Source organism: Janthinobacterium sp. NKUCC08_JDC (assembly GCF_019345575.1).
GTDB lineage: Bacteria > Pseudomonadota > Gammaproteobacteria > Burkholderiales > Burkholderiaceae_D > Janthinobacterium > Janthinobacterium aestuarii.
In genome coordinates, this window is sequence record NZ_JAHKQW010000008.1 from 199,480 (window position 1) to 225,288 (window position 25,809).

Below are 25,809 nucleotides of genomic sequence, written 5' to 3' on the forward strand. Positions count from 1 at the left end.
TGACCGATATCGCGAGGCGGCGCGCGGCACGCACGGGGCGGGCGGCAGGCACTGATTCGCGGCTTCCAGCAGCATTGACAGGGAACAAGGTCCGGGACTGCAAAAGGTCATGAAAATGTCATAATTGGCGCCAGGCCTTTGCGCTCAACCAAACAGCACGATACCGCCAGGCAAACGCGTCACGCGTGCGCCATACGCGTCCTGGATCAGGGCGATCACGTCGTCGAGGCGGTCGAGCGAAAAGCTCGCTTGCACACGCGTGTGTTTCAATGTGTCGCCATTAAGGATCAGCTTGCCGGGACGGTAGCGGTTCACCTCGTCCACCACCTCGGCCAGGGTGCTTTGTTTGAAGACCAGCAGGCGCTGGCGCCACGCGCTGACGTCGCCCCTGGCCACGGCGCGGGCGATGCCGAAATGCTCGGGCCGGTAACGCAGCTGCTGGCCGGCGGCCAGTTCCGCATCGTTGCCGGCCTGCGCCACGCGCAGGCGGCCCGCCAGACACGTCACGCACACTTCCTGGCCGAACAGGCGGATATTGAAACGCGCGCTGCCGGCCGACACGGTGCCGTCGCCCGCCTGCACGCGCACGCTGGCCGCGCCGCGCAAGCCGGCCTGGAACTCCGCCTCGCCCGCCAGCAGCACCAGCGACGCGGCGCCGTCCTGCACGGGCGCCGCATCGAGCCGCGTCTGCGTATTCATCTGCACCAGCACGCCGCCATCGAGCGCCACTTCACGCTGCTCGCCCGTGCCCGTGGCATAGTCGGCGGCCAGACCCGCCACGGCCGGCCACAGGTCCGTGGGCGGGCGCAATACCAGCAAGCCCAGCGAGGCAGCGACGGCGCCGCCGAGCCAGGCGCGCCGAGCCACGTTGACAGGCGCCTGCGCCCGCTTGACGGCGCGCGCGGCCGGCGCCATGGCGCCCCACACGGCGCGCGCCTCGGCAAAGGCCGTCGCATGCCTGCGGCTGCGCGCGCACCAGTGACGGAACACTTGCGCGTCGCGCTCGCTGACCTGGCCCGAGGCCAGGCGCACGACCCACGCCTGCGCTTCCTTCTGGATGACACCCATGTCGTCTTCCGTTTGTTCAATCATGATGTTTAGACGTTTTTCCCGCGCCGGGACCGAAGCGCTGGATGAAATCGCGTCCCATGCGTTCGCAGCAATGTTCGAGTCCCGCGCGCAATTCCTTCTCCACGGTGCGGGCGGAAATACCAAAGCGCTCGGCGATGTCGCGGTGGGGCAACTGGTCGACGCGGGCGGCGATGACGATGGCGCGCCGGCGTTTCGGCAACTCCTGCAAGGCCCGTTCCAATTCCTCGAGTTCGGCGCGCGCGCTGAAGGTGCGGGCCGGGTCGGCCAGCTCATCGGCCATCTCGTACAGATCGTCGATATCGGGCAGGCTGAGCAGGCGCGCATTGTCGCGGCGCTGATCTTCCGCAATGTTGATGGCGATGCGCATCAGGTAGGCGGACGGGTAGCTGATCGCCTCGGGCGCCGTCATCCGCTCCACCCGCAAATACGTTTCATGCAGCGCGTCATTGGCCAGGTCTTCCGAGCCCAGGCGGCGCTGCAAATGGCGGCGAAACTGTCCGTAGCGTTCCAGGAACAGCTTCCGCAAGGTGGCTTTCAGCAAATCCGACATGGTCAGGGCGCCCCAAGCAAAAGGTAGGGCGCGCAATCGGCATCGGGATCGGGCCGCGGCGTCAGTAAGATCGTCAGCGGCTGCGGCAAGCCCGCCGGCGGCGCGCCATCGATCAGCAGGCTGCGCAGGCGCTGCAGCACGGCGCGGTCGCGCTGTTCCACGCCGCTCGGTTCGAGCACGTGCACGGCGCGCACCTTGCCCCGCTCGTCGAGCCACAGCTGAAAGGCCAGGCGGTAGCGGCCGAAGGCGTCCGGATGCAGACGGCACAGGGCGCGCGTGAGCGAGCGCTGCAGGATGGCCGCATAGCCTTGCAATGGTGCGGTGGCGGGGGCAGCTCCGGCCGGCATGGGCGCCGGCGCCACAGGTGCATCGGCCAGCGCCAGCAAGGTGAACGCATTGCTGCCGCTGAAGCGCGCGCCCAGCTGGGTGCCCGCCAGCAAACGCTGCAGCGCTTCGGCAGGCGTGTAGTCGCCGCGCACGGGCGAGGCCACCCTGCCGGCCGCCAGCTGGCTGCTGACGAGCACGGAATACCCGGTCACTTCGCCAAACGCCACCAGGGCCGCGTCGAGCGGCTGGGCGGGCAAGTCGAAGCGCAGGGTTGCGTGCGCGGCGGCGTCAGCACCGTCCGCGCCCGCAGCCGGCCGCACGAATGTCATGAATGTCATCAATGTCATCAGCAAGCAGGCGGACAGGGCATTGCCCTTTGCGGCGCGGCGGTGGCTTAGTGTCATTTTCCAGGGGACGCAACGAAAAGTCCTGCTCATGAAGTGTCTTGACTGCAATAGATCAAGCAGAATGGCAAGATGGTAGCTTCGTAAAATGACAACTGCATGACATGGCATCAGCCCGCACCCCGGCCTGTGTCATCGCCGCGACACATGACCTTGCTATGCTGGACGCTGATTCCACCGTTCCGGGAGCCGCCATGGCACGCCTGTTCTTGACTGTTTTATTCGCTTGCTTATTCGCTTGCGCCGCCCTGCCCGCGCAGGCGGACGAACACACCGTTGTCGTGAAGGCTCCCGCGCCGGAGAAGGGCTGCGTGGAGGTGGAAGTCAGTGGCCAGCGCGCGCAGTCGATGTCTTGCTTGAATGAAAAATTATTGCCGAATAGCAACACCATGAACCGGCAGCCACCCGCCCTGTCCGGCGCGGAAGCGGTCATGCAGCGCCCGTCGAACCAGCTGGGCCTGTACAACCGCGCCGCCCTCGAACACCGCATGGGCAATGCCTTTGGCAAGTCCGTCACGCCGCAGAGGCCGCCAGCTCCCGCGCCCGCCAGCCCGCTGCTGCCGGCGCGCTAGGCCGCTTGTCAACGCACAGTCCATTTGCGCTGTCAAGATTGCGCAATCGCGCCGATTGCGTATCATTCCAGGCTTGATCGCTCTGGAAACAACCATGCTGCCCACTATCGAACAACGCCTTGCCCTTGAACTTGCCGCCAAACCGGTGCAAGTTGCCGCCGCCATCGAACTGCTCGACGAAGGCGCCACCGTGCCCTTCATCGCCCGTTACCGCAAGGAAGCGACCGGCGGCCTCGACGATATCCAGCTGCGCCTGCTCGAAGAGCGCTTGCGCTATCTGCGCGAACTGGAAGAGCGGCGCGCCGCCATCGTGGCGTCGATCACGGAACAGAACAAGATGACACCCGAGTTGCTCGACGCCGTCATGCACGCGGAAGACAAGACGCGCCTGGAAGATTTGTATTTGCCGTACAAACAGAAGCGCCGCACGAAGGCGCAGATCGCCATCGAAGCGGGCCTGATGCCGCTGGCCGACGGCTTGCTGGAGAACCCGGAACTGACGCCGGAAACGGAAGCGGGCAAGTTCCTGCGCGACGCGTTTACGAGTGCCGACGGCAATAACCCGGGCGTGCTTGACACCAAGGCGGCCCTCGACGGCGCGCGCCAGATTTTGATGGAACGTTTCGCCGAAGATGCGACCCTGCTGCAAACCTTGCGCGAATACGTGCAGGAACACGGCATCGTCGAATCGAAAGTGGTGGAAGGCAAGCAGGACGAAGGCGAAAAATTCGCCGATTACTTCGATTACTCGGAAACCATCTCGACCGTCCCTTCGCACCGCGCGCTGGCGCTGTTGCGCGGCCGCCGCGAAGGCATCCTCGACGTCACCCTGCGCCTGGATACGGAAGCGGAAAAACCGAAATGGGATGCGCCGCACAATCCGTGCGAAGGCCGCATCGCCGCCCGTTTCGGCATCAAGCAACAAGGCCGCCCGGCCGACAAGTGGCTGGCGGACACGGCGCGCTGGACTTGGCGCGTGAAAAGCTTCATGCACTTGGAAACGGAACTGATGGGCGCGCTGCGCGAACGCTCGGAACTCGATGCGATCAATGTGTTTGCCACCAATCTGAAGGCGCTGCTGCTGGCCGCGCCGGCTGGCCAGCGCGCCACCATGGGTCTCGATCCGGGCTTGCGCACAGGCGTCAAGGTCGCTGTCGTCGATGCCACCGGTAAAGTCGTCGACACGGCCGTGATCTACCCGCACCAGCCGAAGAACGACTGGGACGGCTCGCTGCATACCCTGGGCCGCCTGGCCGCCAAGCACAATGTGTCCTTGATTTCGATTGGCAACGGCACGGCCTCGCGCGAGACCGATAAACTGGCGCAGGACTTGATCAAGCAGCATCCGGAAGCGAAGATGACGAAGATCGTCGTCTCGGAAGCGGGCGCGTCGGTGTATTCGGCGTCCGAATTCGCCTCGAAAGAATTGCCGGACATGGATGTGTCGCTGCGCGGTGCCGTGTCGATCGCGCGCCGCCTGCAAGACCCGCTGGCCGAACTGGTCAAGATTGACCCGAAATCAATCGGCGTGGGCCAGTACCAGCATGACGTGAGCCAAAGCCAGCTGGCTCGCTCGCTCGATGCCGTGGTGGAAGATTGCGTGAATGCCGTCGGCGTGGACGTCAATACGGCGTCGGCGCCCCTGCTGGCGCGCGTGTCCGGCCTGTCGGCCAGCGTGGCGCAAAGCATCGTCACCTACCGCGACATGAAGGGCGCATTCACTTCGCGCGCAGCCTTGAAAGCCGTGCCGCGCCTGGGCGATAAAACGTATGAGCAGGCAGCCGGCTTCCTGCGCGTGATGGGCGGTGAGAATCCGCTGGACGCCTCGGCCGTCCACCCGGAATCGTACCCGCTGGTGGAAAAAATCCTGGCGGACATCAAGAAGGATATCAAGGCCGTCATCGGCGAAACGGCCTTGCTGAAAACCTTGAGCCCGGCAAAGTACGCGGATGAAACGTTTGGCGTGCCGACCATTTCCGACATCTTGAAGGAACTGGAAAAGCCGGGCCGCGACCCGCGTCCGGAGTTCACCACCGCCACCTTCAAGGAAGGCGTGGAAGAAATCCGCGACTTGCGCCCGGACATGATTCTCGAAGGCGTGGTCACCAACGTGGCCGCCTTTGGCGCGTTTGTCGACATCGGCGTGCACCAGGATGGCCTCGTGCACATCTCGGCCCTGTCGAACACGTTCGTGAAAGATCCGCACACGGTGGTCAAGGCTGGCCAGGTCGTGCGCGTGAAAGTGCTGGAAGTCGATGAAAAGCGCAAGCGCATCGCGCTGACCATGCGTTTGACGGACAGTGCGCCGCAAGCGGGCAGCAAGCCCGAGCAACGTGGCGACCGCAACGACCGCCGCAGCATGGCGCAGCATCAGTCGCAATCGCGCAACGCGCCCGAGCCTGCCGGCAGCATGGCTGCCGCGTTCGCCAAGCTGCGCGGCTAAGTCCATGGCCGCCAGGCATGATTTCGTCATCCTGGCGGTGGACGCCGCCAGCGTGGAGGCGCAGCTGCTGCTCGACGCGTTGTCGGACGCGCTGCTGCGCATCAATGGCGACAGTGGCCGTTCTTCCTTCGATGTCGAAGCGGCAACGCCGCGCGGCGGCTTTTACCTGGCCCGCGATGCGGCTGGAGAACTGCTGGGCTGCGCCGCCCTGCGTCCGCTGGACGAAGCGGACAGCGCCATAGGCGAACTCAAGCGTATGTATGCGCGCCCGGGTTCCGCTGGCGTGGGCGCGGCCCTGCTGGCCCATGTGGAGGCGCAGGCGCGCCGGCACGGCTACCAGGCCCTGCACCTGTCCACCCGCGTGGCGAATACCCGCGCCGTGGCGTTTTATGCGAAACACGGCTATGCACCCATCATTGCCTGGGGCAAATACGTGGGTGCGGCACAATCGACCTGCCTGGGCAAGACCTTATAAGCGTCAACGTGGCTGACTTGCCCAATTTATGACTTGAGCGCATACCCGTGCCGGCGTTTTCTTATAAAATGACGGCATCTATTTATTTACCCATCAGAGGCAGCTATGAGCGACGTACAAACCTGGATCAAAGAAACCGTGACGAACACGCCAGTCGTGCTGTTCATGAAGGGCACCGCCCAGTTCCCGCAGTGCGGCTTTTCCGGCCGCGCCATCCAGATCCTGAAAGCGTGCGGCGTGGAAAACATCGCCACTGTCAACGTGCTGGATGACCCGGAAGTTCGCCAGGGCATCAAGGATTACTCGAACTGGCCAACCATTCCACAGCTGTATGTCAAAGGCGAGTTCATCGGTGGTTCCGATATCATGAATGAAATGTTTGAATCGGGCGAACTGAAGTCCCTGCTGGATGCCTGATAGCCAAACGCAGCGGCCGCGCCGTATCGTCGTGGCCATCACGGGCGCCACGGGCGCCGTGTATGGCTTGCGGCTGCTGCAATTGCTGGGCGCCACTCCCGGCGTCGAAACGCATCTGGTCTTGTCGGATGCGGCCGTATTGACCCTGCACCAGGAAACAGGCGTGGGGCGCAAGGAAATCGAAGCGCAGGCGCACGTGGTGCACAAGCTGCGCGACATCGGCGCCTCTATCGCCAGCGGCTCGTTTCAATCGGATGGCATGGTCGTCGCACCGTGCTCGATGAAGACGCTGGCGGCCGTCGCGCATGGCTTGTCGGATAATTTGATCACGCGGGCAGCCGATGTCGTGCTCAAGGAGCGCCGCCGCCTGATCCTGATGGTGCGCGAAACGCCGTTCAACCTGGCGCACCTGCGCAATATGACGGCCGTGACGGAAATGGGCGGCATCATCTTCCCGCCCTTACCGAGCTTTTATCACCACCCGCAGAGCATCGCGGAGATGGTCGACCATACGGTGGCGCGCGTCATCGACCTGCTCGGCATCGAGCACGCCCTGGCGCCGCGGTGGAATGGTTTGAAAACGCCAGACCAGCCAGCAACAAACTAACAGGCTACATCACCAACTACGCACGTCACGATGCCTGACAAAAGCGTAGCGAGCGGAAGGAAGAGGTGGTCGAGAAGCGCAACCGTACTCTAGTACGGTGAGCATCGCAGGCCGCCTATGCCGACGCGCAGTAGCTTTGGTCAGGCATCCACCGTTCAGCGTTTTTCGAACTGCGTGGCACTTGCCTGCTTCAAATCCCTGGCTTCTTCAACCATCCTGCGGTGGGCGATCCGTTTGCGCATCACTTCCGCATGTTGCGCGGCAGTCATGGGGGGCACGGTCATCAAGTCCTTCAGCTGCGCGGTATTGCTGTAGTTACTTTTCATAAGACGGCTCAAATGCTCGGCTCCGTAGTGGATGAACTGGCTGCTTCTGATGTGATTATGCGCTGGTATTGGCCGCTGCGCCGCCGCACGCAGGATTATTGTCAAATAATTCCGCTGCAGCGCAACATGCGAGGTCTTATTGTGCGGCAAAATCATGTCTCCAGTATGACCTTGCGCAAATAAAAGGACAGGGGGAGCACCGCCAGCGAAAGGCGGACGGCGCTGGCCGGGGATGGCCTGGATGCTTACTTTTGGTAGTTGACTCGTACCAGCATGCGAATAAATTCTCGCGCGATTTGACGATGATGTTCATCCAATCTTTGCAAATCGGCAATCAATTTCACATCAGCGGACTCAAAACGCGACAAAGCGCTGCCCGCTTCGCCATTCGGCGTGGCGCTTTCCGGGCCGCCAAAACGCAACCATTCCGCCGGAACGCCCAACCATTGGGCAATCATGCGCAATTTCTCTTGCGTCGGAATTGCTTCACCTACTAACCATTTCCTAGCTGCATGCACGGTAATCGGGCGCCCGTCGAAACGGATATTGAATTCCCGGGCCAGTCTGGTCGGGCTGTCTGGAGAATAATGGGCGTTTTTGAGAGCCAACTGAAGTCGCTGGCTGAAGCTTTCGCGTTCGTTAGAAGAATTCATAGGTGTACTATTTCATGTTGTAACATGAAAGTCAGTTTCTTGAATGACCATACAGATTGTTACATTTGAAAAGAGTATCAATTAACAATTAACACTCAAGCCGGGCTTTTCAGGTCAAAAAGTGGGCCGAATTTTCTCTTGCGATTCTGCGTGGCTTCGGTTCAAATTCGCGGTTAGCCTTGATTTTCGCACTGCAGCACGATTCAAAGCCTCGGTTTGGCATTACAACGTACGGTATCGGATAATGCCCTCCTCTACCGATACATGCAATGCCGATGTCATACAATTTCTTGTAGACAAAGTTTTCAGAAGGGCCATTTTGTTTCCAATATAGAAACGACATGAACAACGTGCTCATAGTGAAACGTTGTTTTTCGATCGTGCCTATTGGAAAGAGTCTGCGCCTAAAAATTTTACTGCCATCGCAGCGAAAAGAATGTCGCCGTTATGCCAGGAAAGCTCTTTTTGGTGTCATCTTGGCCACCAACTCTCGATCTTAAGCGCGTTTGTGCAAGAAGAATCAATTTATTTTCAGTAATTGTTGTCTGATTCGCCAAATTCTCCCGTTCACGCCCTCTCTTTTCTTTGTTGCAGCACGGGCAGGGCACGCTACAATAGTATTGACGTTGACGTAAACGGCACCTTGCCACCCATTGCCTCGCAGCACCCATCCACACCCATCCAGTGACCGACCACCCATGCAACCGATACCGCCCGCATCCATGACGACCTATACGATTACCGAACTGGCGCGGGAATTCGACATCACGGCGCGCGCCATCCGTTTCTATGAAGACCAGGGCTTGCTCAGCCCGAAACGCGAAGGCGCTGGCGGACGCAGCCGCGTCTACACGCCGCGCGACCGCACCCGCTTGAAACTGACCCTGCGCGGCAAGCGCCTGGGCCTGGCGTTGTCGGAGATCAAGAGCCTGGTCGACATGTACGAGTCGCCGAAGGACACGCGCGCGCAGATGGACCGCTTCCTGGGCGTGCTGGCGCAGCACCGGCAGACCCTGGAGCAGCAGCGCATCGATATCGAAATGGCGCTGGCGGAAATCAGCGCGCATGAAGATGCGTGCGCGCGCATGCTGGCGGACTTGAACCTTGATAAGGCGCAAACAAACTAAATCGATGCGGCGGCGCTTACCACGCACAGCGCTTTACACGCCTCACTTTACGTTTACGTAAACGTCACAACTGAGTATCATAGCTTCACTGACCCGGCACCCATGACCGCCACACTTATAACGACGACGAGGACGACATGCTCCATCTCCCAGGCTTGACCTTTGACCACGGCGACGACATCGCCTCGCTGCGCGAAGCGATCCAACAATTCGCCGCCGCCGAAATCGCGCCGCGCGCGACCGAAATCGACCGTACGGACCAGTTCCCCATGGACCTGTGGCGCAAGATGGGCGACATGGGCTTGCTCGGCATCACCGTCAGCGAAGAATACGGCGGCGCCGGCATGGGCTACCTGGCGCACATCATCGCCATGGAAGAGATCTCGCGCGCCTCGGCTTCCGTCGGCCTGTCCTACGGCGCCCATTCGAACCTGTGCGTCAACCAGATCAAACGCAACGGCACGGCCGAGCAAAAAGCGAAATACCTGCCGAAACTGATCACGGGCGAACACATCGGCGCCCTGGCCATGTCGGAACCGAACGCGGGCTCGGACGTCGTCAGCATGAAGCTGCGCGCCGACTTCAAGGGCGACCGCTGGGTCTTGAACGGCACCAAGATGTGGATCACCAACGGCCCCGACGCGGACGTGCTGGTGGTGTATGCGAAAAACGACCTGGAAGCGGGTCCGCGCGGCATGACGGCTTTCCTGATCGAAAAGAATTTCAAGGGCTTTTCCATCGCACAAAAGCTCGACAAGCTGGGCATGCGCGGCTCGCACACGGGCGAACTGGTGTTCCAGGACTGCGAAGTGCCGGCCGAAAACGTGCTGGGCGGCTTGGGCAAGGGCGTCAATGTGCTGATGTCGGGCCTCGATTTCGAGCGCACCGTGCTGTCCGGCGGCCCGCTGGGCATCATGCAGGCTTGCATGGACCTGGTCGTACCCTACGTACATGACCGCAAGCAATTCGGCCAGGCCATCGGTGAATTCCAGTTGATGCAAGGTAAGCTGGCCGATATGTATTCGACCATGATGGCGTGCAAGGCCTATGTCTACGCCGTGGGCCAGGCCTGCGACCGCGCCACCACGCCGGAAGCCGTGCGCCAGTTGCGCAAGGATGCGGCCGGCGCCATTCTGTATAGTGCGGAGAAGGCGACCTGGATGGCGGGTGAAGCGATCCAGGCCCTGGGCGGCAACGGCTACATCAACGAGTATCCGGCCGGCCGCCTGTGGCGCGATGCCAAGCTGTACGAGATCGGCGCCGGGACCAGCGAAATCCGCCGCATGCTGATAGGCCGCGAACTGTTTGCGGAAACCAAGTAAGCACGGGCGCGCGACGATCGACTGGGTGATGAGCCATTTATGCGAGCACAGACATGACGCACATTGCCTTCCCCAAATTGCTCTCTTCCCAGATTGCATTCGATATCGCGCGCACCATCCGCGACGGCTTCGACAAGCATTACCGTTTGTTCCGTGAAACGAGCCAGCAAGCCAAGCGGTATTTCGAGCAAGGCGCCTGGGTCGCGGCGCAGACGGCGGCCCGCGAACGCATCGACTTTTATGACAAGCGCGTGCAGGAATGCGTGCAGATGCTCGAAGATGAGTACGAAGAGTCGGAGTTGAGCGACGAAGTGTGGCGCGAACTCAAGTTGCACTACATCGGCATGCTGACGGAACACAAGCAGCCGGAACTGGCCGAAACCTTCTTCAATTCCGTCTGCTGCAACATCCTGCACCGCACGTATTTCAATAACGACTATATTTTCGTGCGCCCTGTCGTTTCCACGGAATACATCGAAACGCAGGATCCCGTCCCCACCTACCGCGTGTATTACCCGGGCAAGGATGGCTTGCGCCATACCCTGACGCGCATGGTGAGCAACTTCCAGCTCGACTGCGCATTTGCCAACCTCGAGCGTGACGTGGCCCAGGTGGAAGCGCGGCTGCAGCAGCTGTTCGGCGGCGAGCGGCTCGAGCCGAACCACCAGATCCAGGTCTTGACCAGCTTGTTCTACCGCAACAAGGGCGCCTATCTGGTCGGCAAGGGTATCAACGGCAACCGCGAATATCCATTCGTCGTGCCCATCCTGCACAACCGCCACGGCAAGCTGGTGCTCGACACGGTGCTGTTCGAGCACCAGCAGATCGCCGTGCTGTTTTCGTTTACGCGCGCGTATTTCCTGGTCGATATGGAAGTGCCGTCGGCCTATGTGCAATTTCTCCGAAGTTTGCTGCCGCGCAAACCGCGCAGCGAAATCTATACGATATTGGGTTTGCAAAAACAGGGCAAGACCTTGTTTTACCGCGACTACCTGCAGCACTTGAAACACTCGTCGGACCACTTCGAAAGCGCGCCCGGCATCCGCGGCCTGGTGATGCTGGTGTTTGCCCTGCCCTCGTTTCCCTATGTCTTCAAGGTGATCAAGGACTTTTTCCCGCCGCCCAAGGAAACCACGCGCGCGCAAGTCCAGCAAAAGTATTTGCTGGTGAAACACCACGACCGGGTGGGCCGCATGGCCGACACGCTCGAGTATTCCAACGTGGCCTTTCCCCGCGCCCGTTTTGCCGAGGAATTGCTGGCCGAGCTGAAACAGTTCGCCCCCTCGCTGATCGAAGAAGACCACGAGCAGATCATCATCCGCCACCTGTACATCGAACGGCGCATGGTGCCGCTGAACATGTGGCTGAGCAATGCTGAAAAGGACGGCCGCGACGACCTGGTCGAACACGCCATCGTCGAGTACGGCAACGCCATCAAGGAACTCGTGGCGGCAAATATTTTCCCGGGCGACATGCTGTATAAAAACTTTGGCGTGACCCGTCATCAACGCGTCGTTTTTTACGATTACGATGAAATCGAGTACATCACCGATTGCCAGTTCCGCGTCATCCCCGAGGCGCGCACGGAGGAGGAAGAAATGTCGGCCGAACCGTGGTATCCCATCGGCAAGCACGATGTGTTTCCCGAACAATTCGGCACCTTCCTGCTGGGCAATCCCCGCATCCGCCGCTATTTCATGCAGCACCATGCCGACCTGCTGACGGCGCAATACTGGCAGGCGCGCAAGCAGCGCATTGAAGACGGCCATATCGAGGACGTCTTCCCGTATCCGCAGCACCTGCGTTTTTGTATGCAGTCACCCTCCCCACCCTTAACCGGAGATCCAACATGAATGATCCAGTCGTAATCGTCGGTGCCGCGCGCACCCCCATGGGCGCCTTCCAGGGCGACTTTGCCAACGTCACCGCCAGCGACCTGGGCGCCGTGGCCATCCGCGCCGCCGTCGAACGGGCCGGCGTGGCGCCGGACGCCGTTGAACACGTGTATTTCGGCAATTGCCTGATGGCAGGCCAAGGCCAGGCGCCCGCGCGCCAGGCCTTGCGCAAGGCGGGCTTGCCCGATTCCACGGGCGCCGTGACCCTGTCGAAAATGTGCGGCTCGGCCATGCAGACGACCATGTTCGCGCATGACACCTTGCTCGCCGGCAGCGCCGACGTGGTGGTGGCGGGCGGCATGGAATCGATGACCAACGCCCCCTATCTGGTGCCGAAGGCGCGCGGCGGCTACCGCATCGGCCATGGCATGATCTATGACCACATGATGATGGATGGCCTGGAAGACGCCTACAGCCGCGATGAAAAGGGCAATGCCCGCTCGATGGGCACGTTTGCCGAAGAGTGCGCCAGCCAATACCACTTCACGCGCGAAGCGCAGGATGCGTTCGCCATCGAATCCGTGAAGCGCGCGCAAGCGGCCACCAAGGATGGCAGTTTTGAATGGGAAATCGCCCCCGTGACCGTTTCCGGCCGCGGCGGCGACACCGTCGTCAGCATCGATGAAGGCCCGCAAAAAGCCCGCCTGGAAAAAATCCCGACCTTGAAAGCGGCGTTCAAGAAAGATGGCACGATCACGGCCGCCTCGTCTTCGTCGATCAACGATGGCGCGGCAGCCCTGGTGCTGATGCGCGAATCGACGGCGAAAAAACTCGGCTGCACCGTCATCGCGAAAATCCACGGCCACGCCACGCACGCGCAGGCGCCGAACGAATTCACCACGGCCCCTATCGGCGCGGTGAAAAAGCTGTACGCCAAGACGGGCTGGAGCAGCAGCAATGTGGATTTGTTCGAGATCAATGAAGCGTTCGCGGCCGTACCGATGGCCGCCATGCACGACCTCGACATTCCGCACAGCAAGATCAACATCCACGGCGGCGCGTGCGCGCTGGGCCACCCGATCGGCGCCTCGGGCGCGCGCATCATCGTCACCCTGCTGGGCGCCTTGAAAAAAACCGGCGGCAAGCGCGGCGTGGCGGCCTTGTGCATCGGCGGCGGCGAAGCGACGGCGATGGCAATCGAACTGGTATAAGCTGCTCTGTTGACGACAGGCGCGCGCGGCGTGGATACGTTCGCTGCGCGCCTTTTCATTGATTACTCAGGGAGAAAGACATGCCTACCGCATTGATTATCGGCGCCTCGCGCGGCATCGGCCACGAAATCGTCCGTCAATACCGCCACGACGGCTGGCGAGTGATTGCTACGGCGCGCACGCAAGACGCTTGCGACGCCCTCACGCAACTGGGTGCGGAAGCGCACCGGCTCGACGTGACGGACGTGGACGGCTGTGCCGGCCTGGGCTGGAAACTCGACGATGAAAAGCTCGACGTGGCCATCCTCAATGCGGGCGTGTATGGCCCGCGCCACGATGGTACGCCCACGCAAGAAGATTTCGATGCCGTCATGCACACGAACGTGCTGGCGGCCATGCGGCTGCTGCCGATCTTGGCGCCGCTGGTAGGCAATGCCAAAGGGAAACTGGCCGTGCTGTCCTCGCACATGGGCTCCTTGAGCGAACGGGGCAACCCCAGCGGTTCGCTGTACCGCGCCAGCAAGGCCGCCTTGAATTCCGTGCTGATCGACACGTCCCTCGTGTACGGCCCGCAAGGCGTCAGCTGCGTCGCTTTCCACCCGGGCTGGGTGCGCACGGACATGGGCGGCGCCGGCGCCGACCTTTCCACAGAGCAAAGCGCTGCCGGCATCCGCGCCACCCTGGCCAGCTTGCCGGCCACGGACAAGGCCGTGTTCCGCAATTACGATGGCAAGCCCATCAGCTGGTAATTCCACCACACACCATAAAAACAAACGAGACGACGTCCCATGATACTCAATGAAGAACAGACCATGATCCAGGAAGCGCTGCGCAGTTTTTCGCGCGAGCGCCTGGCGCCCAACGCGGCCCGCTGGGACAAGGAACATCATTTCCCGAAAGAAGAATTGCAGGAACTGGCCGCGCTGGGCGCCTTTGGCGTGGCCGTGCCGGAAGCGCTCGGTGGCGCCGGCCTCGACTACGTGTCGCTGGCCCTGGTGCTGGAAGAAATCGCCGCCGGCGATGGCGGCACGTCGACCATCATTTCCGTCAACAATTGCCCCGTGTGCAGCATCGCCATGATGTACGCCAACGACGCGCAAAAGGAACAATGGCTGCGTCCGCTGGCGCAAGGCACGATGCTCGGCGCATTTTGCCTGACGGAACCGCACACGGGCAGCGATGCCTCGGCCCTGCGCACGACGGCCACGCGCAACGGCAATGAGTATGTAATCAACGGCACCAAGCAGTTCATTACCAGCGGCAAGTATGCGAACGTGGCCATCGTCATGGCCGTCACCGACAAGGCGGCCGGCAAGCGCGGCATCAGCGCCTTCTGGGTGCCGACGAACACGCCTGGCTACATCGTGGCGGGACTGGAACAGAAGATGGGCCAGCACTCGTCGGACACGGCGCAAATCCTGTTCGAGAATTGCCGCATCCCGGCGGAAAATCTGATCGGCGAAGAAGGACAAGGCTACAAGATCGCCCTGTCCGGCCTGGAAGGCGGACGCATCGGCATCGCCTCGCAAGCCGTGGGCATGGCGCGCGCTGCGTATGAGGCGGCCCTGAGCTATGCGCGCGACCGGGAAAGTTTCGGCAAGCCCATCTATGAACACCAGGCCGTGCAGTTCCGCCTGGCCGACATGGCGACACAGATCGAAGCGGCGCGACAGCTGATACGCCACGCGGCAGCCATGAAGGATGCGGGCCTGCCCTGCCTGAAGGAAGCGGCCATGGCCAAGCTGTTTGCGTCGGAAATGGCGGAAAAAGTGTGCTCGGACGCCATTCAGGTGCACGGCGGCTACGGTTATGTGTCCGACTTCCCCGTCGAGCGCATCTACCGCGACGTGCGCGTGTGCCAGATTTATGAGGGAACCAGCGATATTCAGAAGATTTTGATTGCGCGGGCTTTGTAAACCCCACGGCAAAGACCGGGGTCGTACCCTGCAGGGTACGACCCCAGCTTCTGCCTTTGGGTTTCTCCTGCCAACTATGGACGAAAAAAAGCCCGCTAAAACGCGGGCTTGTTCCAATGTATTACCAATGCTTTAATCGTGTCATGGACGCCAGTGCTATCTGCAAAGTGCCTCCTGATTTTCGGACTCCCATGCTATCTGCATGGTGACTCCAAGTGTAAATCGACCATCGTATCCGGAATTACAAAATCCATTTCTTCGCACTGTCACGCCATCGACATTACACCTGTCGGTCGCCGCGCTGAAACTGGATGGTGAGATAATTTGCTGCCAAATCTCAATCACTGAACGGAGTATAGCACAGCCTTTTGTGCAATGCAACAACCTTTTTAAATCAAGTCCTTAGCGCCAGCGGCTTGTCTTCTTCGCCGCCACGGGCCACTCTTTCGTATTCGGAAATCACTTGCGCGCCCAGCAACAGCAAGGTGGCGCCGATTTCCAGGCTGAACATGACGACGATAGCCGTCGTCATCGAGCCGTAGACAATATTCACTTGCGACAAGGTAGAGAAATACCAGACCAGCACGTGACGCGCAATTTCCCACAGCAGGGCCGCCGTCACGCCGCCGATCAGCGCATGCGTGATCGACAGGCGCCCCACCGGCATGACCAGGTAGATCGAGCTGAGCACGAGGATTTCGCCCGCCAGCCCCAGCAAATACAGCAGCACGCCGGACACGCCTTCCAGGCCCCAGTCGTGGCGCAAGAAACGCACGCTTTCCTCCCCCATCACTTGCAGGCTGCCCGCCACCAGGGTGATCAGCAAAATACCGATACCCAGGCACAGGATGTAGCAATACGGCAGCACGGCGGAAATGAGGAAATGGCGGCGTCGGATGGCGACGCGGTGGATGAAGATCACGCTCATGGCGTTTTCCAGCACGGTAAACGCCAAGGAACTGAAAAACAGCATGGTCAGCAGCAAGAGCCAGCCGATCACGCCCCGGTTGTTGAGGAAATGCGCCACTTCCGCCACGATGGCCTTCGATTGCCCCGGCACCAGCCATTCCAGGTAATGGCCTATGGTTTGCAGCAATTCGTCCTGCGCGATCACGTGCGACAGGGCCACCACCACCAGCATCAGCAGGGGCACGATGGAGAGCAACGAGTAATACGCGACGGCGCCCGCCAGCAGCAAGCCCTGGTTGGCGCGGAAACCCTTCAGCACCTGCAGCACGAAGGCCAGCGGGTGGCTGAGGATGTAGGTACTGGCGTGGCGGTTGATCATGTCGGGTACGGTGAAGAAGGCGGCGCGGCCTCGTGCCACGCCTGCATTCACACTAGCATACTGACAAGCGCCCCGCTGCACCGTACGCTAACAGACGGCCGGCTCCAATAAGGTCAAGGTTTGCCGGTCCGCATCGAGAGTGGCGAGGATGCCCATCGGTATCGTGAACTGGTGGCGGATGTGGCCAAACGAGTAGCCGCTGACGGCCGGCACGCGCAAGGGCTGCAAATGCTGGTCCACGGTGGCATCGAGGGTCAGCGCGGTGTCGCCCTCGGCCGCCTCGCAATGCTCGAAGATACCCAGCATCAAGGCCGCGGCCTTGTTGAACCCTACAGACAGGTCGAGCTGGCACAACATCCTGTCGATGCGGTACGGCACTTCATTGATTTCTTCGAGGAACAAAATATGCTCGCGGAAATCGGCCGCATACGGCGTGCCGGCCAGCGCGCTGACCATGCACAGATTGCCGCCCGTCAAGCGCCCCGACGCCTGGCCGCCGTGCACGGTGCGGATGGCAAAGTTCGGCTGCGTCTGCGCGCGGCGGTGATTGTCGAGCGCCATCGGGATCGTGTACTGCTCTTGCGGCGTCATCAGCACGTTTTGCAGCTGCGTCACCGTGTACTCGGAAAACGTGGACGAGGCCACGGGACCGTGGAAGGTCACCAGACCCGTCTGGCGGGCGATGGCCAGGTGCAGGGCCGTGATGTCGGAATAGCCGATCAGCACTTTCGGGTTGGCGCGGATCAAGGCATAGTCGAGCAGCGCCAGCAGCGAAATGCAGCCGGAGCCGCCGCGTATCGCCCACACGACCTTGACGTCCGGGTCGCGGAACGCCGCGTGCAAGTCGTCGAGGCGTTGCTGCACCGTGCCCGCATAGTTGCCGTGCACGGCGCGGATATTGGCGCCCAGGCTGGCGCGCAAACCCAGCGATTCGATATTGCGTACGGCCTTGGCAATGGCGTCTTCGTCCGTAAAACCACCCGGCGCGATGATGGCGACCAGGTCGCCCTGGCGCAAACGCGCCGGCTTGATCAATGCGTGTTGCTGTTGCATGCGTTTGCCCTTCCCTTGCGCGGCCGCCGCCAACACCGGTGTGCCTGCCGCCCCCAAGGTGGCGGCCAGCAGGCCGCCGAAGCGGCGCCGGCTGAGATTGGTCTGACTGGACATGCGGCCCTTTCCTGGAATAAAAACGGCGACGCCAGGCGCCGCCGCACGAGGTTAACACGCCAGCGGGATCGCCGCCGGCATGACCACCTTACATGAACTTGTACTTCAGCTGGAACGACAGCGAACGGCCGCGCGGGTCGGCCACGCGCGGGTCCCAGCCGGCGCCCACCACTTCATCCACGTTGTGCGCGGTGAATGGCGGATCGCGGTCGAACAGGTTCTGGATGCCCACGGTAATCGTCGTGTTTTTGAAGCCCGTGTAGGTGCCCGACAGGTTATACGTGGTGTAGCTGGACACGTCCGGCTTGAAGCCCGGTGGCGGTGCGCCCTTGCCGCCATTCGGCAGCTGGTCCTTGTAGCCCGACGAAAAACTCTGGATCAGCAAGCCGCTCCAGTCGCCGCGCGACACGCCAAAGCTGGCATTGTGTTTCCAGCGCAGGTACAGATCGCGCGTATAGAACTTGCCGACCAGTTCCTGGTATTCCTGGCCCTGGTATTCCGCAAACTTGAAGCTGTCCATATACGTGCCGTCCAGGGTCGCCGTCCATTTCGCGTCCTGAATCTTGCCTTCGCCACGCAAGCCCACGTCGAGGCCGCGCACGCGGCTGCCTGCCGCATTGATCCAGCCAGCCTGCACGTACTCGATGGTGCCGTCCGGATTGCGGTGGATGTACTGGTTCAGCGCCTGGTAGTTGGCCAGCACGATTTGCGGCGTGCGGTTCAGGATGCGGTCCTTGGTATTGATGGCCCAGTAATCGAACGAGGCCGAATAGCCCTTGAATGGCTCGATGACAAAACCGACGCTGCCCTGCTTCGACGTTTCCGGCTTCAGGTTCGTGTTGCCGCCCGTCCTGTAGTCGAGGCGGTCGATGGCGCAATACTCGGGCACGCCCGGATGCTTGGCGCAGCCTTCCTGATCGATCACGCCGTTCGGCAATTCCTGGCTCAACGAACCCGAATACAGCTGCTGGAAGCTTGGTGCGAGGAAACCCTTGCTGGCCGAACCACGGAACAGCAGGAAGTCGGTCGGCTGGTAGCGGAAGGCCACTTTCGGATTCGTCGTCGCGCCGACCAGGCTGTAATCGTCGCGGCGGATGGCCAGTTGCATTTCCAGATCCTTCGTGACCGGCACCAGCAGCTCGGCATACACGGCCTTGACGGTACGGCTGGCATCTTTTAGTGCGGCATTGCCTGGTGACAGCAAAATCTGCGTGGCATCGACGTCTTGCGCAAAGCTGTAACCTTCGCGGCGCAAGTCAAAACCGGCCGCCATGGCCAAGGCACCGGCCGGCAGCTGGAACAGCTCGCCCGAAACGGAACCGTCGATCTGCGTCAGGGTCGTCTTGCCGTGCTGGAAGTCACCACGGAACTTGGTCGATTCGATCAATTGCTTGGCCGCTTCCGTCTGGCTCTGGCCGGCGCCCACCCATGGATTGATGATGCCGCTGGCCAGGGCCGCGTACAGCTTGTCCGTGTAGGAATAGCCATCCGTCAGCTTGGTCTTGGTGCTGCTTTCGGCGCGCGAAATGCCGGCCTTGTAATCCCACTTGCCAAAGTTGCCTTCAAAGCCCACCAGCACGCGGGCATTGTCTGTCGTGTTTTCCTGCGTGCGGTTGCCCACGTCATTGGCGCGCCATTTGTAGGAAATCGGCTTGGTCCTGTCGAAAGAAGGGATGTAGGCCGACAGATCCTGGTAATACGCGCCACCGACCGGATACAAATTCTTGTTGGCAACGGTCGCCTGCACCTGCATCGGCGTCAAAATGGCCGTGGCCTTGGTGCGCGAACCGAGCACTTCGACAAACATGCGGTGGTCGGGCGCCAGCTGGAAGGTGCCGCGCGACAACAGATTGGCACGTTCAACGGGGAATTGCAGCACATAGTCGGCGCCATAGTCATACGCGCAGGAATACGTGGTGCGCAGCGGCGAGGTCACGTCTTTCCACAGTGCCGTCTGGTACTGCGACATGCCGGCGATGCTGTCGCACTTGCCCTGGAAACTCAAGGGATTGGCTTGCAGGTATTTATTCGCATCGCCTGGCAGCTGGAACGAGGCGCCCAGCGCCGTGCCGGCACCCGCCATCTGGTTGGCAAACGGCGTGCCCGTCGTATCGGGCGACAGGCCGCGGCCCGGCTGGAAGCCGTTGACGAAGGAGCGGTCGCGGCCATTGAGCTGCTGCGCCTTGTCGACGGTCAGGCTGGCCATGATGTTGTAGCGGTCGCTTTCGAGCGAACCCGTGCCGGCCAGCAGCGAGGCGCGGCGCGTGGCGCCGCCGCCTGCCTGCGTGTCGTTGGTGGAGACGGACGCTTCCACGCCGCTGTAATTGGTTTTCAAAATGAAATTGATCACGCCGCCGATGGCGTCCGTGCCGTAGATGGCCGAGGCGCCATCCTTGAGGATTTCCACGCGCGAAATCGCACCCAGCGGGATCGAGTTCAGGTCGACCGACTTGCCGCTGGCGCCGTGCGTGGCGATGCGGCGGCCGTTCAACAGCACCAGGGTGCTCGACGGTCCCAGGCCGCGCAGCGAGGCGAACGAAGCGCCGCCGCTGACCCTGTCCGCATCGGCGCCAAACACGTTATTGCCCGAAGTCATGTTATCGGCGCCCGTGCCATTCGCCGACAGGGTGCGCACCAGTTGCTCGGTCGTCGTGATGCCCTGTTTTTCGATCTGGTCAAAGGTGATGACTTGCACCGGCAGCGCGCCTTCCTTGGCCACGCGTTTGATGCTGCTGCCCGTCACTTCGACCCGTTGCATTGCTGGCGGCGTCGCTTCCTGTGCGACGACCGGTCCCACCACCCCCATCAATGCCACCAACTGCGCTAGCTTTTTCAATTTCACAGGTCTTCTCCTTGTTGGGCAATCGAAACTTGAGTCATCAAGTCAGGCTGTTAGATATGTCGCAACGTCTGTCTCGCAGTACATTTTTTTATGACAATTGCGCATGACTTTATTTGTTTTCATTTTCAGAGTAGCGCGATGCATCCGCGGCCAGCCAATGAAAAATGCTTTCCTAACCATAACTTTTTGGAATGAATGCCCTTTTCAGTGACATGGTCACTTGCCTGCGGGGCTACCCTTGGCTTTATCCACGTCCAGATAGCGCCAGGACGTGAATTCCACGGGGTGGCGCCTGTAGTTTTTTAGCCACGGTTGTTGCAGATCGGCAGAGATGGGATGCGTCAGCAGCACCCACGGCGTGTAAGCGTGGATCAGCTGAAACAGGTCGAAGTACAGACTGCGTCGGCGCGGCGTATCGGATAGCAGGCGCGCCTCCTCATAGCGTTTATTGTAATCGGGCAAGTTGAAGCGGGCATAGTTGGCGCGGCCACTGTTGGGACCGTACAACAATTGCATAAAGTTATCACCATCGGGGAAGTCGGCGATCCAGTTGGTCTCGAACATCTGCACCTTGCCCAGGCGCGAGGCCTTGATGATTTCCGTCTTCTTGTCGCTTTTAAACTCCACGCGCACGCCGATGGCGTTCAGGTTGCGGCGCCACAATTCGTCGCGCAAACGCCCCACCGTGCTCGGTTCCGTATGCATGGTGAGGATCAAGGGCGTGCCGTCCGGCTGGGTGCGGAAACCGTCTGGGCCCGCCTTGTAGCCGAAACGGTCGAGCAGGGCGCGCGCCAGGGCCGGATCATAGCCGACGGGGCTGCGGTAGCTCTTGTCGTAGCCGAGCACATTGGGCGGCAGCGGCGACTGGGCCGGCAAGGCCAATCCCTTTTTCAGCAGCGCGATGTCTTCGCGGCTGTTGTAGCTGAGGGCGATGGCGCGCCGCAGGGCCAGCTTGTCCTTGCTCGTGCCGCCCAGCACGGGGTCGTCCATGTTCATCCACATGTAATACGTCTGCAGCACGGGAAAGCGCGTCAGCTGCATGCCCTTGGCGGCCAGCGCCGGTTTCAGCGCGCCGTTTTCCAGCACCATGTCCGTCATCGATTCCGGCACTTGCTCCAGGTAATCGAACTCGCCTTTCAGGAAACCCAGCATGCGCGATTGATATTCCTCGACGATGCGCACCTCGATGCGCTCGACCAGCGGTAGTTGCTTGCCTTCCAGTGCCGTCGCGATGGCGCGCGCGTCGACCGGCAAGGCGGCCAGCGCCTTGGTTTCCGTATGGAACACGGTGGCACGGAAAGTCGGATTGGCTTGCAGCACGATCTTGTCGCTGCGCTTCCACTCCTTCACCAGGAACGGCCCCGTGCCCACGGGATGGTTGCCGATCTGTCCTGCCGCCGGGTACGCTTCGGCCACTTCGCGCGCCACCACAGCTGTCGCAGGCATGGCCAGGTAAAACAGGAAGTTCGGGTCGACGCCGTTCAGGCGGATGCGCAGGGTGTATTTGTCCAGCGCCTGCAAGCCGGCGATCGGCGTGTCGTAGCTGAATTTTGTTTTCAGCGCCGCATCGCCCACCAGCTTGTCTTCCAGAAGGAACAGCCACGGCGACTTCAGGCTGGGGTCATACAGCCGCGTCAGGCTGTACACATAATCCTGCGCCGTCACTTCGCGCGGCTTGCCCTTGAAGGCGGGATCGGGCGTAAAGAATATGCCGGGCTGTAAGTGAAAAGTATACGTGCGCCCGCCATCTTCCACGGTCGGCATGGCGCGCGCCGTATTGCCCTGCAGTTGCACGGGGCGCGCCAGGTAGTCATAGCGCAGCAAGGGATCGAAAATGTTTTCCATCAAATTCAGGCTGGCCAGGTCCGACGCCACGGCCGGGTCCAGGCCTGTCTCGCTGGTGCTGAGGAACAGGTGCAAGGTCTTGTTCGCGCGGGCATCGGCGGCGGCGTGGGCCTGTACGGTAAAAAGCGTCAACAGGGCCAAGCCGGCGGCGCAGGCGGTTTTGCGTAAAAACATCATCAGTAATCCAGTGCAGACAAAGGTAAGGAACAGCAGTAAGCGACAGGCATCCCCCACACTACGCGGGCACGCTGCGGGGCGCCAATGAAAACAGGCTGCCAGCTTATAACTTTTTGGCATGCGATTGCTGCATTCTTTCATCAACTCGTATCGGGCTGCCCCTATACTTTGTTTGCAGACATTTTTCACTCCCGACACACAGAACTGATCGCATATGGCACTTAATTACATCTGGTCCGGCTTTTTCCTCGTAGGCTTCCTGGCCGCAGTGCTGCAGTGGCTGTTTCTCGGCGATACCGATATCTTCAAGCGCATCATCGATGGCACGTTCGAGACGGCGCGCATGGGCGTGATGGATATCGCCCTGCCGCTGGCGGGCGTGATGACCTTGTGGCTCGGCATCATGAACATCGGTGAAAAGGCGGGCATCGTCGGCTGGCTGGCGAAAGTCATCGCACCGTTCTTTTCGCGCATCTTCCCGGAAATTCCGAAAGACCATCCAGCCACGGGCCACATGGTGATGAATTTCTCGGCCAACCTGCTGGGCCTGGACAATGCGGCCACGCCGTTCGGCTTGAAGGCCATGGAAAGCCTGCAAACCTTGAACCCGAACAAGGAAGAGGCGACGAATGCGCAAATCATGTTTCTGGTGCTGCACACTTCGGGCCTGACCCTGATTCCGCTGGCCATCATGGCGCAGCGCTCCATCCTCGGCGCGGCCGATCCGTCCGACATCTTTATTCCCTGCATGATCGCCACCTATGTGGCCACCATGGTCGGCATCATCACGGTGTCCATCAAGCAGCGCATCAACTTGCTCAACCGGGTCGTGCTGGGCTGGATGGGCGGCATGACGAGCGCCATCGTCGCCATGATCTGGTACTTCACGCAATACCTGACGAAGCAGGAGATCGAACTGGTTTCGAAGGTGGTCAGCAACCTGGTGTTGATCAGCGTCATCGCCATATTTATTATTGGCGCGCTGCGCAAGAAAGTGAACGTGTATGACGCCTTCATCGAGGGGGCAAAGGGCGGCATCCAGACGTCGATCACCGTGATTCCCTATCTGGTCGGCATGCTGGTGGCCATCAGCGTCATCCGCAACGCGGGCGTGTTCAATTTCCTGATGAGCGGCATGAACTGGTTCTTCGCCAACCTGGGCATCAATACGGACTTCGTGCCCGCGCTGCCGACGGCCATGATGAAGCCGCTCAGCGGCTCCGGCTCGAAAGCCATGATGATCGACGCCATGAACACCTACGGCGTCGACTCGTTTGTCGGCCGCCTGGCCTGCGTCTTCCAGGGCTCGGCCGACACCACCTTCTATATCGTGGCCCTGTACTTCGGCTCGGTGGGCATCCGCAAGACGCGCTATGCCATCACGGCCGGCCTGATCGCGGATCTGGCTGGCGTGATCACCGCCGTCTTTGTCGCCTACGTCTTTTTCCATTAAGGAGCACTATGTTACGTCCTGTCCTGATGGCTGCACTGTTGGCGGGTCTTGGCCTGTCGACTGCGCACGCGCAATTGCCCGAATCCGTCAGCCTGCTGCTGCGCAGCGCGAATATTCCCGAAGACGCCATGGGCGCCATCGTCCTGCGCGGCAACACGGTGGTGATGTCGCATGGCGCCGAGCGCAGCATGCAGCCGGCCTCCACCATGAAACTGGTGACGACGGCCGTGGGCCTGGAGCAGCTCGGGCCCATCTTCCGCGGCCGCACGGAACTGCGCACAAGCGCCGACGTCATCAATGGCGTACTGAAGGGCGACTTGATCCTGCGCGGCGGCGCCGACACGGATTTCAATGCGAACGTGCTCGAGCACATGCTGCAAACCTTGCGCACGCAAGGCATCGTGAAAATCAAGGGCGACCTGATCCTCGACCGACAGCTGTTCCAGCCGGCCCGGCCCGACATTGGTGCGCCGCCGTTCGACGAATCGGCCGAGTTCCGCTACAACGTCATTCCCGATGCCTTGCTGCTGAACACTAATCTGCTCGATATCAATATCAACTCGACGGACCGGCAATTGAGCATCCTGATGCAGCCGGCGCTCGAGAACGTCAGCGTCACGAGCGACATGAAGCTGATCAAGAGCAGTTGCGCCAGATGGGAAGACGGCTGGCGCCCGCCCGAATACCGGCGCGATGCGAGCGGCAAGCTGCAAGTGATCCTGCATGGCACCTTCCCGCAAAATTGCAGCAAGGCTACCAGCATCAATGTTCTTGATCGTAATGATTACGCGGACCGCTTGTTCCGTGCGACCTGGAAACGCCTGGGCGGCACGATCACGGGCACGGTGCGCGAAGCGCCGGCAACCGGCTTGCCGCCGACGGCCGAACCGGTCGGCACGCGCATGCTGGCCGACCACGTGGCGCGCGCCTTGCCGGAAGTCTTGCGCGATATCAACAAGACGTCCGACAATACCCTGGCCCGCACCCTGTTCATGAGCCTGGGCAGCTTGCAAAGCGATGGCTGGCTGGGCAGCCGCCCCGTCGCCATGGCGGTGCCGGAAGACACGGCCACGCGTGCGCGGCAAGTGATCCAAGAATGGTTCCAGCGGCATCAGATCGACACCCAGGGCATGCTGGTCGACAACGGTTCCGGCTTGTCGCGCACGGGACGCATTGCGCCTGCGCAAATGGCCGCTGTCCTGCAGGCCATGCAGCAAAGTCCGTGGGCACCCGAGTTCCAGTCCAGCCTGCCCATCGTCGCGCTGGACGGCACCATGCGCAAGCGCCTGTTGAACAGTCCAGCGGCCGCACGGGCCCGCATCAAGACGGGAACATTGAAGAATGTGGTGGCCATCGCCGGCTATGTCCCCGACGCCAACAACCAGCTGTGCGTGGTGGTCGCCATGATCAATAGCGACCTGGTCGGCAACGGCAACGGCCGCGCGGCGGTTGATGCGCTGATCGAGTGGGTCGCCAGGAGCGGCGTCGCATCGGCGGTTGCCGGTCAATAAACGGGAAGCAAAGACAGAAAGGCAGCGCTTAACGCTGCCTTTTTTTCGTTTGTCACTTCTACCCGCCATCCAATAAACGTAGGTCGGCTTAGCGCGCAGCGCGTAAGCCGACACCACCCGCGGCGCCCAACAAACTATCAGACGTAAAAAAACCCCAACCGGATCACCGGAAGGGGTTTTTTCGAATAACAAGCCTGACGATAACCTACTTTCACACTGGTTGCAGCACTATCATCGGCGCAAAGTTGT

22 protein-coding genes are annotated in these 25,809 nt (G+C 61.2%); 13 read left to right on the forward strand and 9 right to left on the reverse strand.

Features of this window, described 5'->3' with window-relative positions:
• Window positions 1–144: 144 nt before the first annotated feature.
• The 3 genes from KO538_RS19485 to KO538_RS19495 are packed head-to-tail and all read right to left on the reverse strand — an operon-like array spanning window position 145 to window position 2,307.
• Window positions 145–1,092 (reverse strand): FecR domain-containing protein, encoded by a 948-nt coding sequence (locus KO538_RS19485; RefSeq protein WP_219329358.1) that lies wholly within the window; start codon window positions 1,090–1,092, stop codon window positions 145–147.
• The gene (locus KO538_RS19490; protein ID WP_034753775.1) at window positions 1,085–1,642 is read right to left on the reverse strand and encodes an RNA polymerase sigma factor; all 558 of its coding nucleotides are present in this window, start codon (window positions 1,640–1,642) and stop codon (window positions 1,085–1,087) included. The genes KO538_RS19485 and KO538_RS19490 overlap by 8 nt, the downstream gene beginning before the upstream one ends.
• A 2-nt stretch (window positions 1,643–1,644) precedes the next feature.
• Window positions 1,645–2,307, reverse strand: a complete 663-nt coding sequence (locus tag KO538_RS19495; RefSeq protein ID WP_219329359.1) for a secretin and TonB N-terminal domain-containing protein — start codon at window positions 2,305–2,307, stop codon at window positions 1,645–1,647.
• A 260-nt stretch (window positions 2,308–2,567) separates the two neighbouring features.
• Between KO538_RS19495 and KO538_RS19500 the strand changes: the two genes are divergently transcribed.
• From KO538_RS19500 to KO538_RS19520, 5 genes are all read left to right on the forward strand, one after another.
• The gene (locus tag KO538_RS19500; RefSeq protein ID WP_219329360.1) at window positions 2,568–2,945 is read left to right on the forward strand and encodes a hypothetical protein; all 378 of its coding nucleotides are present in this window, start codon (window positions 2,568–2,570) and stop codon (window positions 2,943–2,945) included.
• Window positions 2,946–3,039: 94 nt separating this feature from the next.
• Entirely contained in the window at window positions 3,040–5,388 is a 2,349-nt protein-coding gene (locus KO538_RS19505) for a Tex family protein (protein ID WP_046683175.1), read from the forward strand.
• Window positions 5,389–5,392: 4 nt separating this feature from the next.
• Window positions 5,393–5,863, forward strand: coding sequence for a GNAT family N-acetyltransferase (locus KO538_RS19510; protein WP_034753769.1), 471 nt, complete (start codon window positions 5,393–5,395; stop codon window positions 5,861–5,863).
• 105 nt (window positions 5,864–5,968) lie between these two features.
• Window positions 5,969–6,280 carry a Grx4 family monothiol glutaredoxin gene (gene grxD / locus KO538_RS19515; protein WP_034753766.1) on the forward strand — a complete coding sequence of 104 codons (312 nt, stop codon included), beginning with the start codon at window positions 5,969–5,971 and terminating at the stop codon, window positions 6,278–6,280.
• Window positions 6,273–6,887, forward strand: a complete 615-nt coding sequence (locus KO538_RS19520; RefSeq protein ID WP_219329361.1) for a UbiX family flavin prenyltransferase — start codon at window positions 6,273–6,275, stop codon at window positions 6,885–6,887. Before grxD ends, KO538_RS19520 begins: the two co-directional genes overlap by 8 nt.
• Before the next feature lie 155 nt (window positions 6,888–7,042).
• Here KO538_RS19520 and KO538_RS19525 read toward each other — a convergent pair whose 3' ends face one another.
• Window positions 7,043–7,369 (reverse strand): hypothetical protein, encoded by a 327-nt coding sequence (locus KO538_RS19525; protein ID WP_034753759.1) that lies wholly within the window; start codon window positions 7,367–7,369, stop codon window positions 7,043–7,045.
• An 89-nt stretch (window positions 7,370–7,458) separates the two neighbouring features.
• Complete coding sequence (locus tag KO538_RS19530; protein WP_034753756.1) at window positions 7,459–7,866, reverse strand: hypothetical protein; 408 nt, start codon at window positions 7,864–7,866, stop codon at window positions 7,459–7,461.
• A 722-nt stretch (window positions 7,867–8,588) separates the two neighbouring features.
• Between KO538_RS19530 and KO538_RS19535 the strand changes: the two genes are divergently transcribed.
• The 6 genes from KO538_RS19535 (at window position 8,589) to KO538_RS19560 (ending at window position 15,277) form a co-directional block, all read left to right on the forward strand.
• Window positions 8,589–8,993, forward strand: coding sequence for a MerR family DNA-binding transcriptional regulator (locus KO538_RS19535; protein ID WP_034753754.1), 405 nt, complete (start codon window positions 8,589–8,591; stop codon window positions 8,991–8,993).
• Window positions 8,994–9,130: 137 nt separating this feature from the next.
• A complete protein-coding gene (locus tag KO538_RS19540) occupies window positions 9,131–10,315 on the forward strand; it encodes an isovaleryl-CoA dehydrogenase (RefSeq protein WP_219329362.1) in 1,185 nt (394 codons plus the stop codon).
• A 53-nt stretch (window positions 10,316–10,368) separates the two neighbouring features.
• The gene (gene aceK / locus KO538_RS19545; RefSeq protein ID WP_219329363.1) at window positions 10,369–12,168 is read left to right on the forward strand and encodes a bifunctional isocitrate dehydrogenase kinase/phosphatase; all 1,800 of its coding nucleotides are present in this window, start codon (window positions 10,369–10,371) and stop codon (window positions 12,166–12,168) included.
• Window positions 12,165–13,361, forward strand: a complete 1,197-nt coding sequence (locus KO538_RS19550) for an acetyl-CoA C-acyltransferase (RefSeq protein ID WP_219329364.1) — start codon at window positions 12,165–12,167, stop codon at window positions 13,359–13,361. Before aceK ends, KO538_RS19550 begins: the two co-directional genes overlap by 4 nt.
• Window positions 13,362–13,441: 80 nt before the next feature.
• On the forward strand, window positions 13,442–14,110 hold the full coding sequence (locus KO538_RS19555) for an SDR family oxidoreductase (protein ID WP_219329365.1): 669 nt from the start codon (window positions 13,442–13,444) through the stop codon (window positions 14,108–14,110).
• A gap of 39 nt (window positions 14,111–14,149) precedes the next feature.
• On the forward strand, window positions 14,150–15,277 hold the full coding sequence (locus KO538_RS19560; protein WP_219329366.1) for an acyl-CoA dehydrogenase family protein: 1,128 nt from the start codon (window positions 14,150–14,152) through the stop codon (window positions 15,275–15,277).
• A gap of 394 nt (window positions 15,278–15,671) precedes the next feature.
• On the opposite strand, the gene KO538_RS19565 is transcribed toward KO538_RS19560, so the two are convergent.
• The 4 genes from KO538_RS19565 to KO538_RS19580 form a co-directional block, all read right to left on the reverse strand.
• Window positions 15,672–16,565 carry a YihY/virulence factor BrkB family protein gene (locus tag KO538_RS19565; protein ID WP_034753736.1) on the reverse strand — a complete coding sequence of 298 codons (894 nt, stop codon included), beginning with the start codon at window positions 16,563–16,565 and terminating at the stop codon, window positions 15,672–15,674.
• Between the two features lie 87 nt (window positions 16,566–16,652).
• A complete protein-coding gene (locus KO538_RS19570; RefSeq protein ID WP_219329367.1) occupies window positions 16,653–17,732 on the reverse strand; it encodes an LD-carboxypeptidase in 1,080 nt (359 codons plus the stop codon).
• 88 nt (window positions 17,733–17,820) lie between these two features.
• On the reverse strand, window positions 17,821–20,574 hold the full coding sequence (locus tag KO538_RS19575) for a TonB-dependent receptor (protein ID WP_034753730.1): 2,754 nt from the start codon (window positions 20,572–20,574) through the stop codon (window positions 17,821–17,823).
• A 216-nt stretch (window positions 20,575–20,790) separates the two neighbouring features.
• On the reverse strand, window positions 20,791–22,596 hold the full coding sequence (locus KO538_RS19580) for an ABC transporter substrate-binding protein (protein WP_034753728.1): 1,806 nt from the start codon (window positions 22,594–22,596) through the stop codon (window positions 20,791–20,793).
• 214 nt (window positions 22,597–22,810) lie between these two features.
• On the opposite strand from KO538_RS19580, the gene KO538_RS19585 reads away from it, so the two are divergent.
• Together KO538_RS19585 and dacB are read left to right on the forward strand one after the other, a co-directional pair.
• Window positions 22,811–24,049: a nucleoside recognition domain-containing protein gene (locus KO538_RS19585; protein WP_034753725.1), complete on the forward strand. Its 1,239-nt coding sequence runs from the start codon at window positions 22,811–22,813 to the stop codon at window positions 24,047–24,049.
• Window positions 24,050–24,057: 8 nt separating this feature from the next.
• On the forward strand, window positions 24,058–25,560 hold the full coding sequence (dacB, locus tag KO538_RS19590; RefSeq protein ID WP_219329368.1) for a D-alanyl-D-alanine carboxypeptidase/D-alanyl-D-alanine-endopeptidase: 1,503 nt from the start codon (window positions 24,058–24,060) through the stop codon (window positions 25,558–25,560).
• Window positions 25,561–25,809: the final 249 nt, after the last annotated feature.

Bases quoted from the DNA above. Each gene is read 5' to 3' on its own strand.
- KO538_RS19485 (WP_219329358.1), bottom strand. From the start codon at position 1,092: ATGATTGAACAAACGGAAGACGACATGGGTGTCATCCAGAAGGAAGCG.
- KO538_RS19490 (WP_034753775.1), bottom strand. From the start codon at position 1,642: ATGTCGGATTTGCTGAAAGCCACCTTGCGGAAGCTGTTCCTGGAACGC.
- KO538_RS19495 (WP_219329359.1), bottom strand. From the start codon at position 2,307: ATGACATTCATGACATTCGTGCGGCCGGCTGCGGGCGCGGACGGTGCT.
- KO538_RS19500 (WP_219329360.1), top strand. From the start codon at position 2,568: ATGGCACGCCTGTTCTTGACTGTTTTATTCGCTTGCTTATTCGCTTGC.
- KO538_RS19505 (WP_046683175.1), top strand. From the start codon at position 3,040: ATGCTGCCCACTATCGAACAACGCCTTGCCCTTGAACTTGCCGCCAAA.
- KO538_RS19510 (WP_034753769.1), top strand. From the start codon at position 5,393: ATGGCCGCCAGGCATGATTTCGTCATCCTGGCGGTGGACGCCGCCAGC.
- grxD (WP_034753766.1), top strand. From the start codon at position 5,969: ATGAGCGACGTACAAACCTGGATCAAAGAAACCGTGACGAACACGCCA.
- KO538_RS19520 (WP_219329361.1), top strand. From the start codon at position 6,273: ATGCCTGATAGCCAAACGCAGCGGCCGCGCCGTATCGTCGTGGCCATC.
- KO538_RS19525 (WP_034753759.1), bottom strand. From the start codon at position 7,369: ATGATTTTGCCGCACAATAAGACCTCGCATGTTGCGCTGCAGCGGAAT.
- KO538_RS19530 (WP_034753756.1), bottom strand. From the start codon at position 7,866: ATGAATTCTTCTAACGAACGCGAAAGCTTCAGCCAGCGACTTCAGTTG.
- KO538_RS19535 (WP_034753754.1), top strand. From the start codon at position 8,589: ATGACGACCTATACGATTACCGAACTGGCGCGGGAATTCGACATCACG.
- KO538_RS19540 (WP_219329362.1), top strand. From the start codon at position 9,131: ATGCTCCATCTCCCAGGCTTGACCTTTGACCACGGCGACGACATCGCC.
- aceK (WP_219329363.1), top strand. From the start codon at position 10,369: ATGACGCACATTGCCTTCCCCAAATTGCTCTCTTCCCAGATTGCATTC.
- KO538_RS19550 (WP_219329364.1), top strand. From the start codon at position 12,165: ATGAATGATCCAGTCGTAATCGTCGGTGCCGCGCGCACCCCCATGGGC.
- KO538_RS19555 (WP_219329365.1), top strand. From the start codon at position 13,442: ATGCCTACCGCATTGATTATCGGCGCCTCGCGCGGCATCGGCCACGAA.
- KO538_RS19560 (WP_219329366.1), top strand. From the start codon at position 14,150: ATGATACTCAATGAAGAACAGACCATGATCCAGGAAGCGCTGCGCAGT.
- KO538_RS19565 (WP_034753736.1), bottom strand. From the start codon at position 16,565: ATGATCAACCGCCACGCCAGTACCTACATCCTCAGCCACCCGCTGGCC.
- KO538_RS19570 (WP_219329367.1), bottom strand. From the start codon at position 17,732: ATGTCCAGTCAGACCAATCTCAGCCGGCGCCGCTTCGGCGGCCTGCTG.
- KO538_RS19580 (WP_034753728.1), bottom strand. From the start codon at position 22,596: ATGATGTTTTTACGCAAAACCGCCTGCGCCGCCGGCTTGGCCCTGTTG.
- KO538_RS19585 (WP_034753725.1), top strand. From the start codon at position 22,811: ATGGCACTTAATTACATCTGGTCCGGCTTTTTCCTCGTAGGCTTCCTG.
- dacB (WP_219329368.1), top strand. From the start codon at position 24,058: ATGTTACGTCCTGTCCTGATGGCTGCACTGTTGGCGGGTCTTGGCCTG.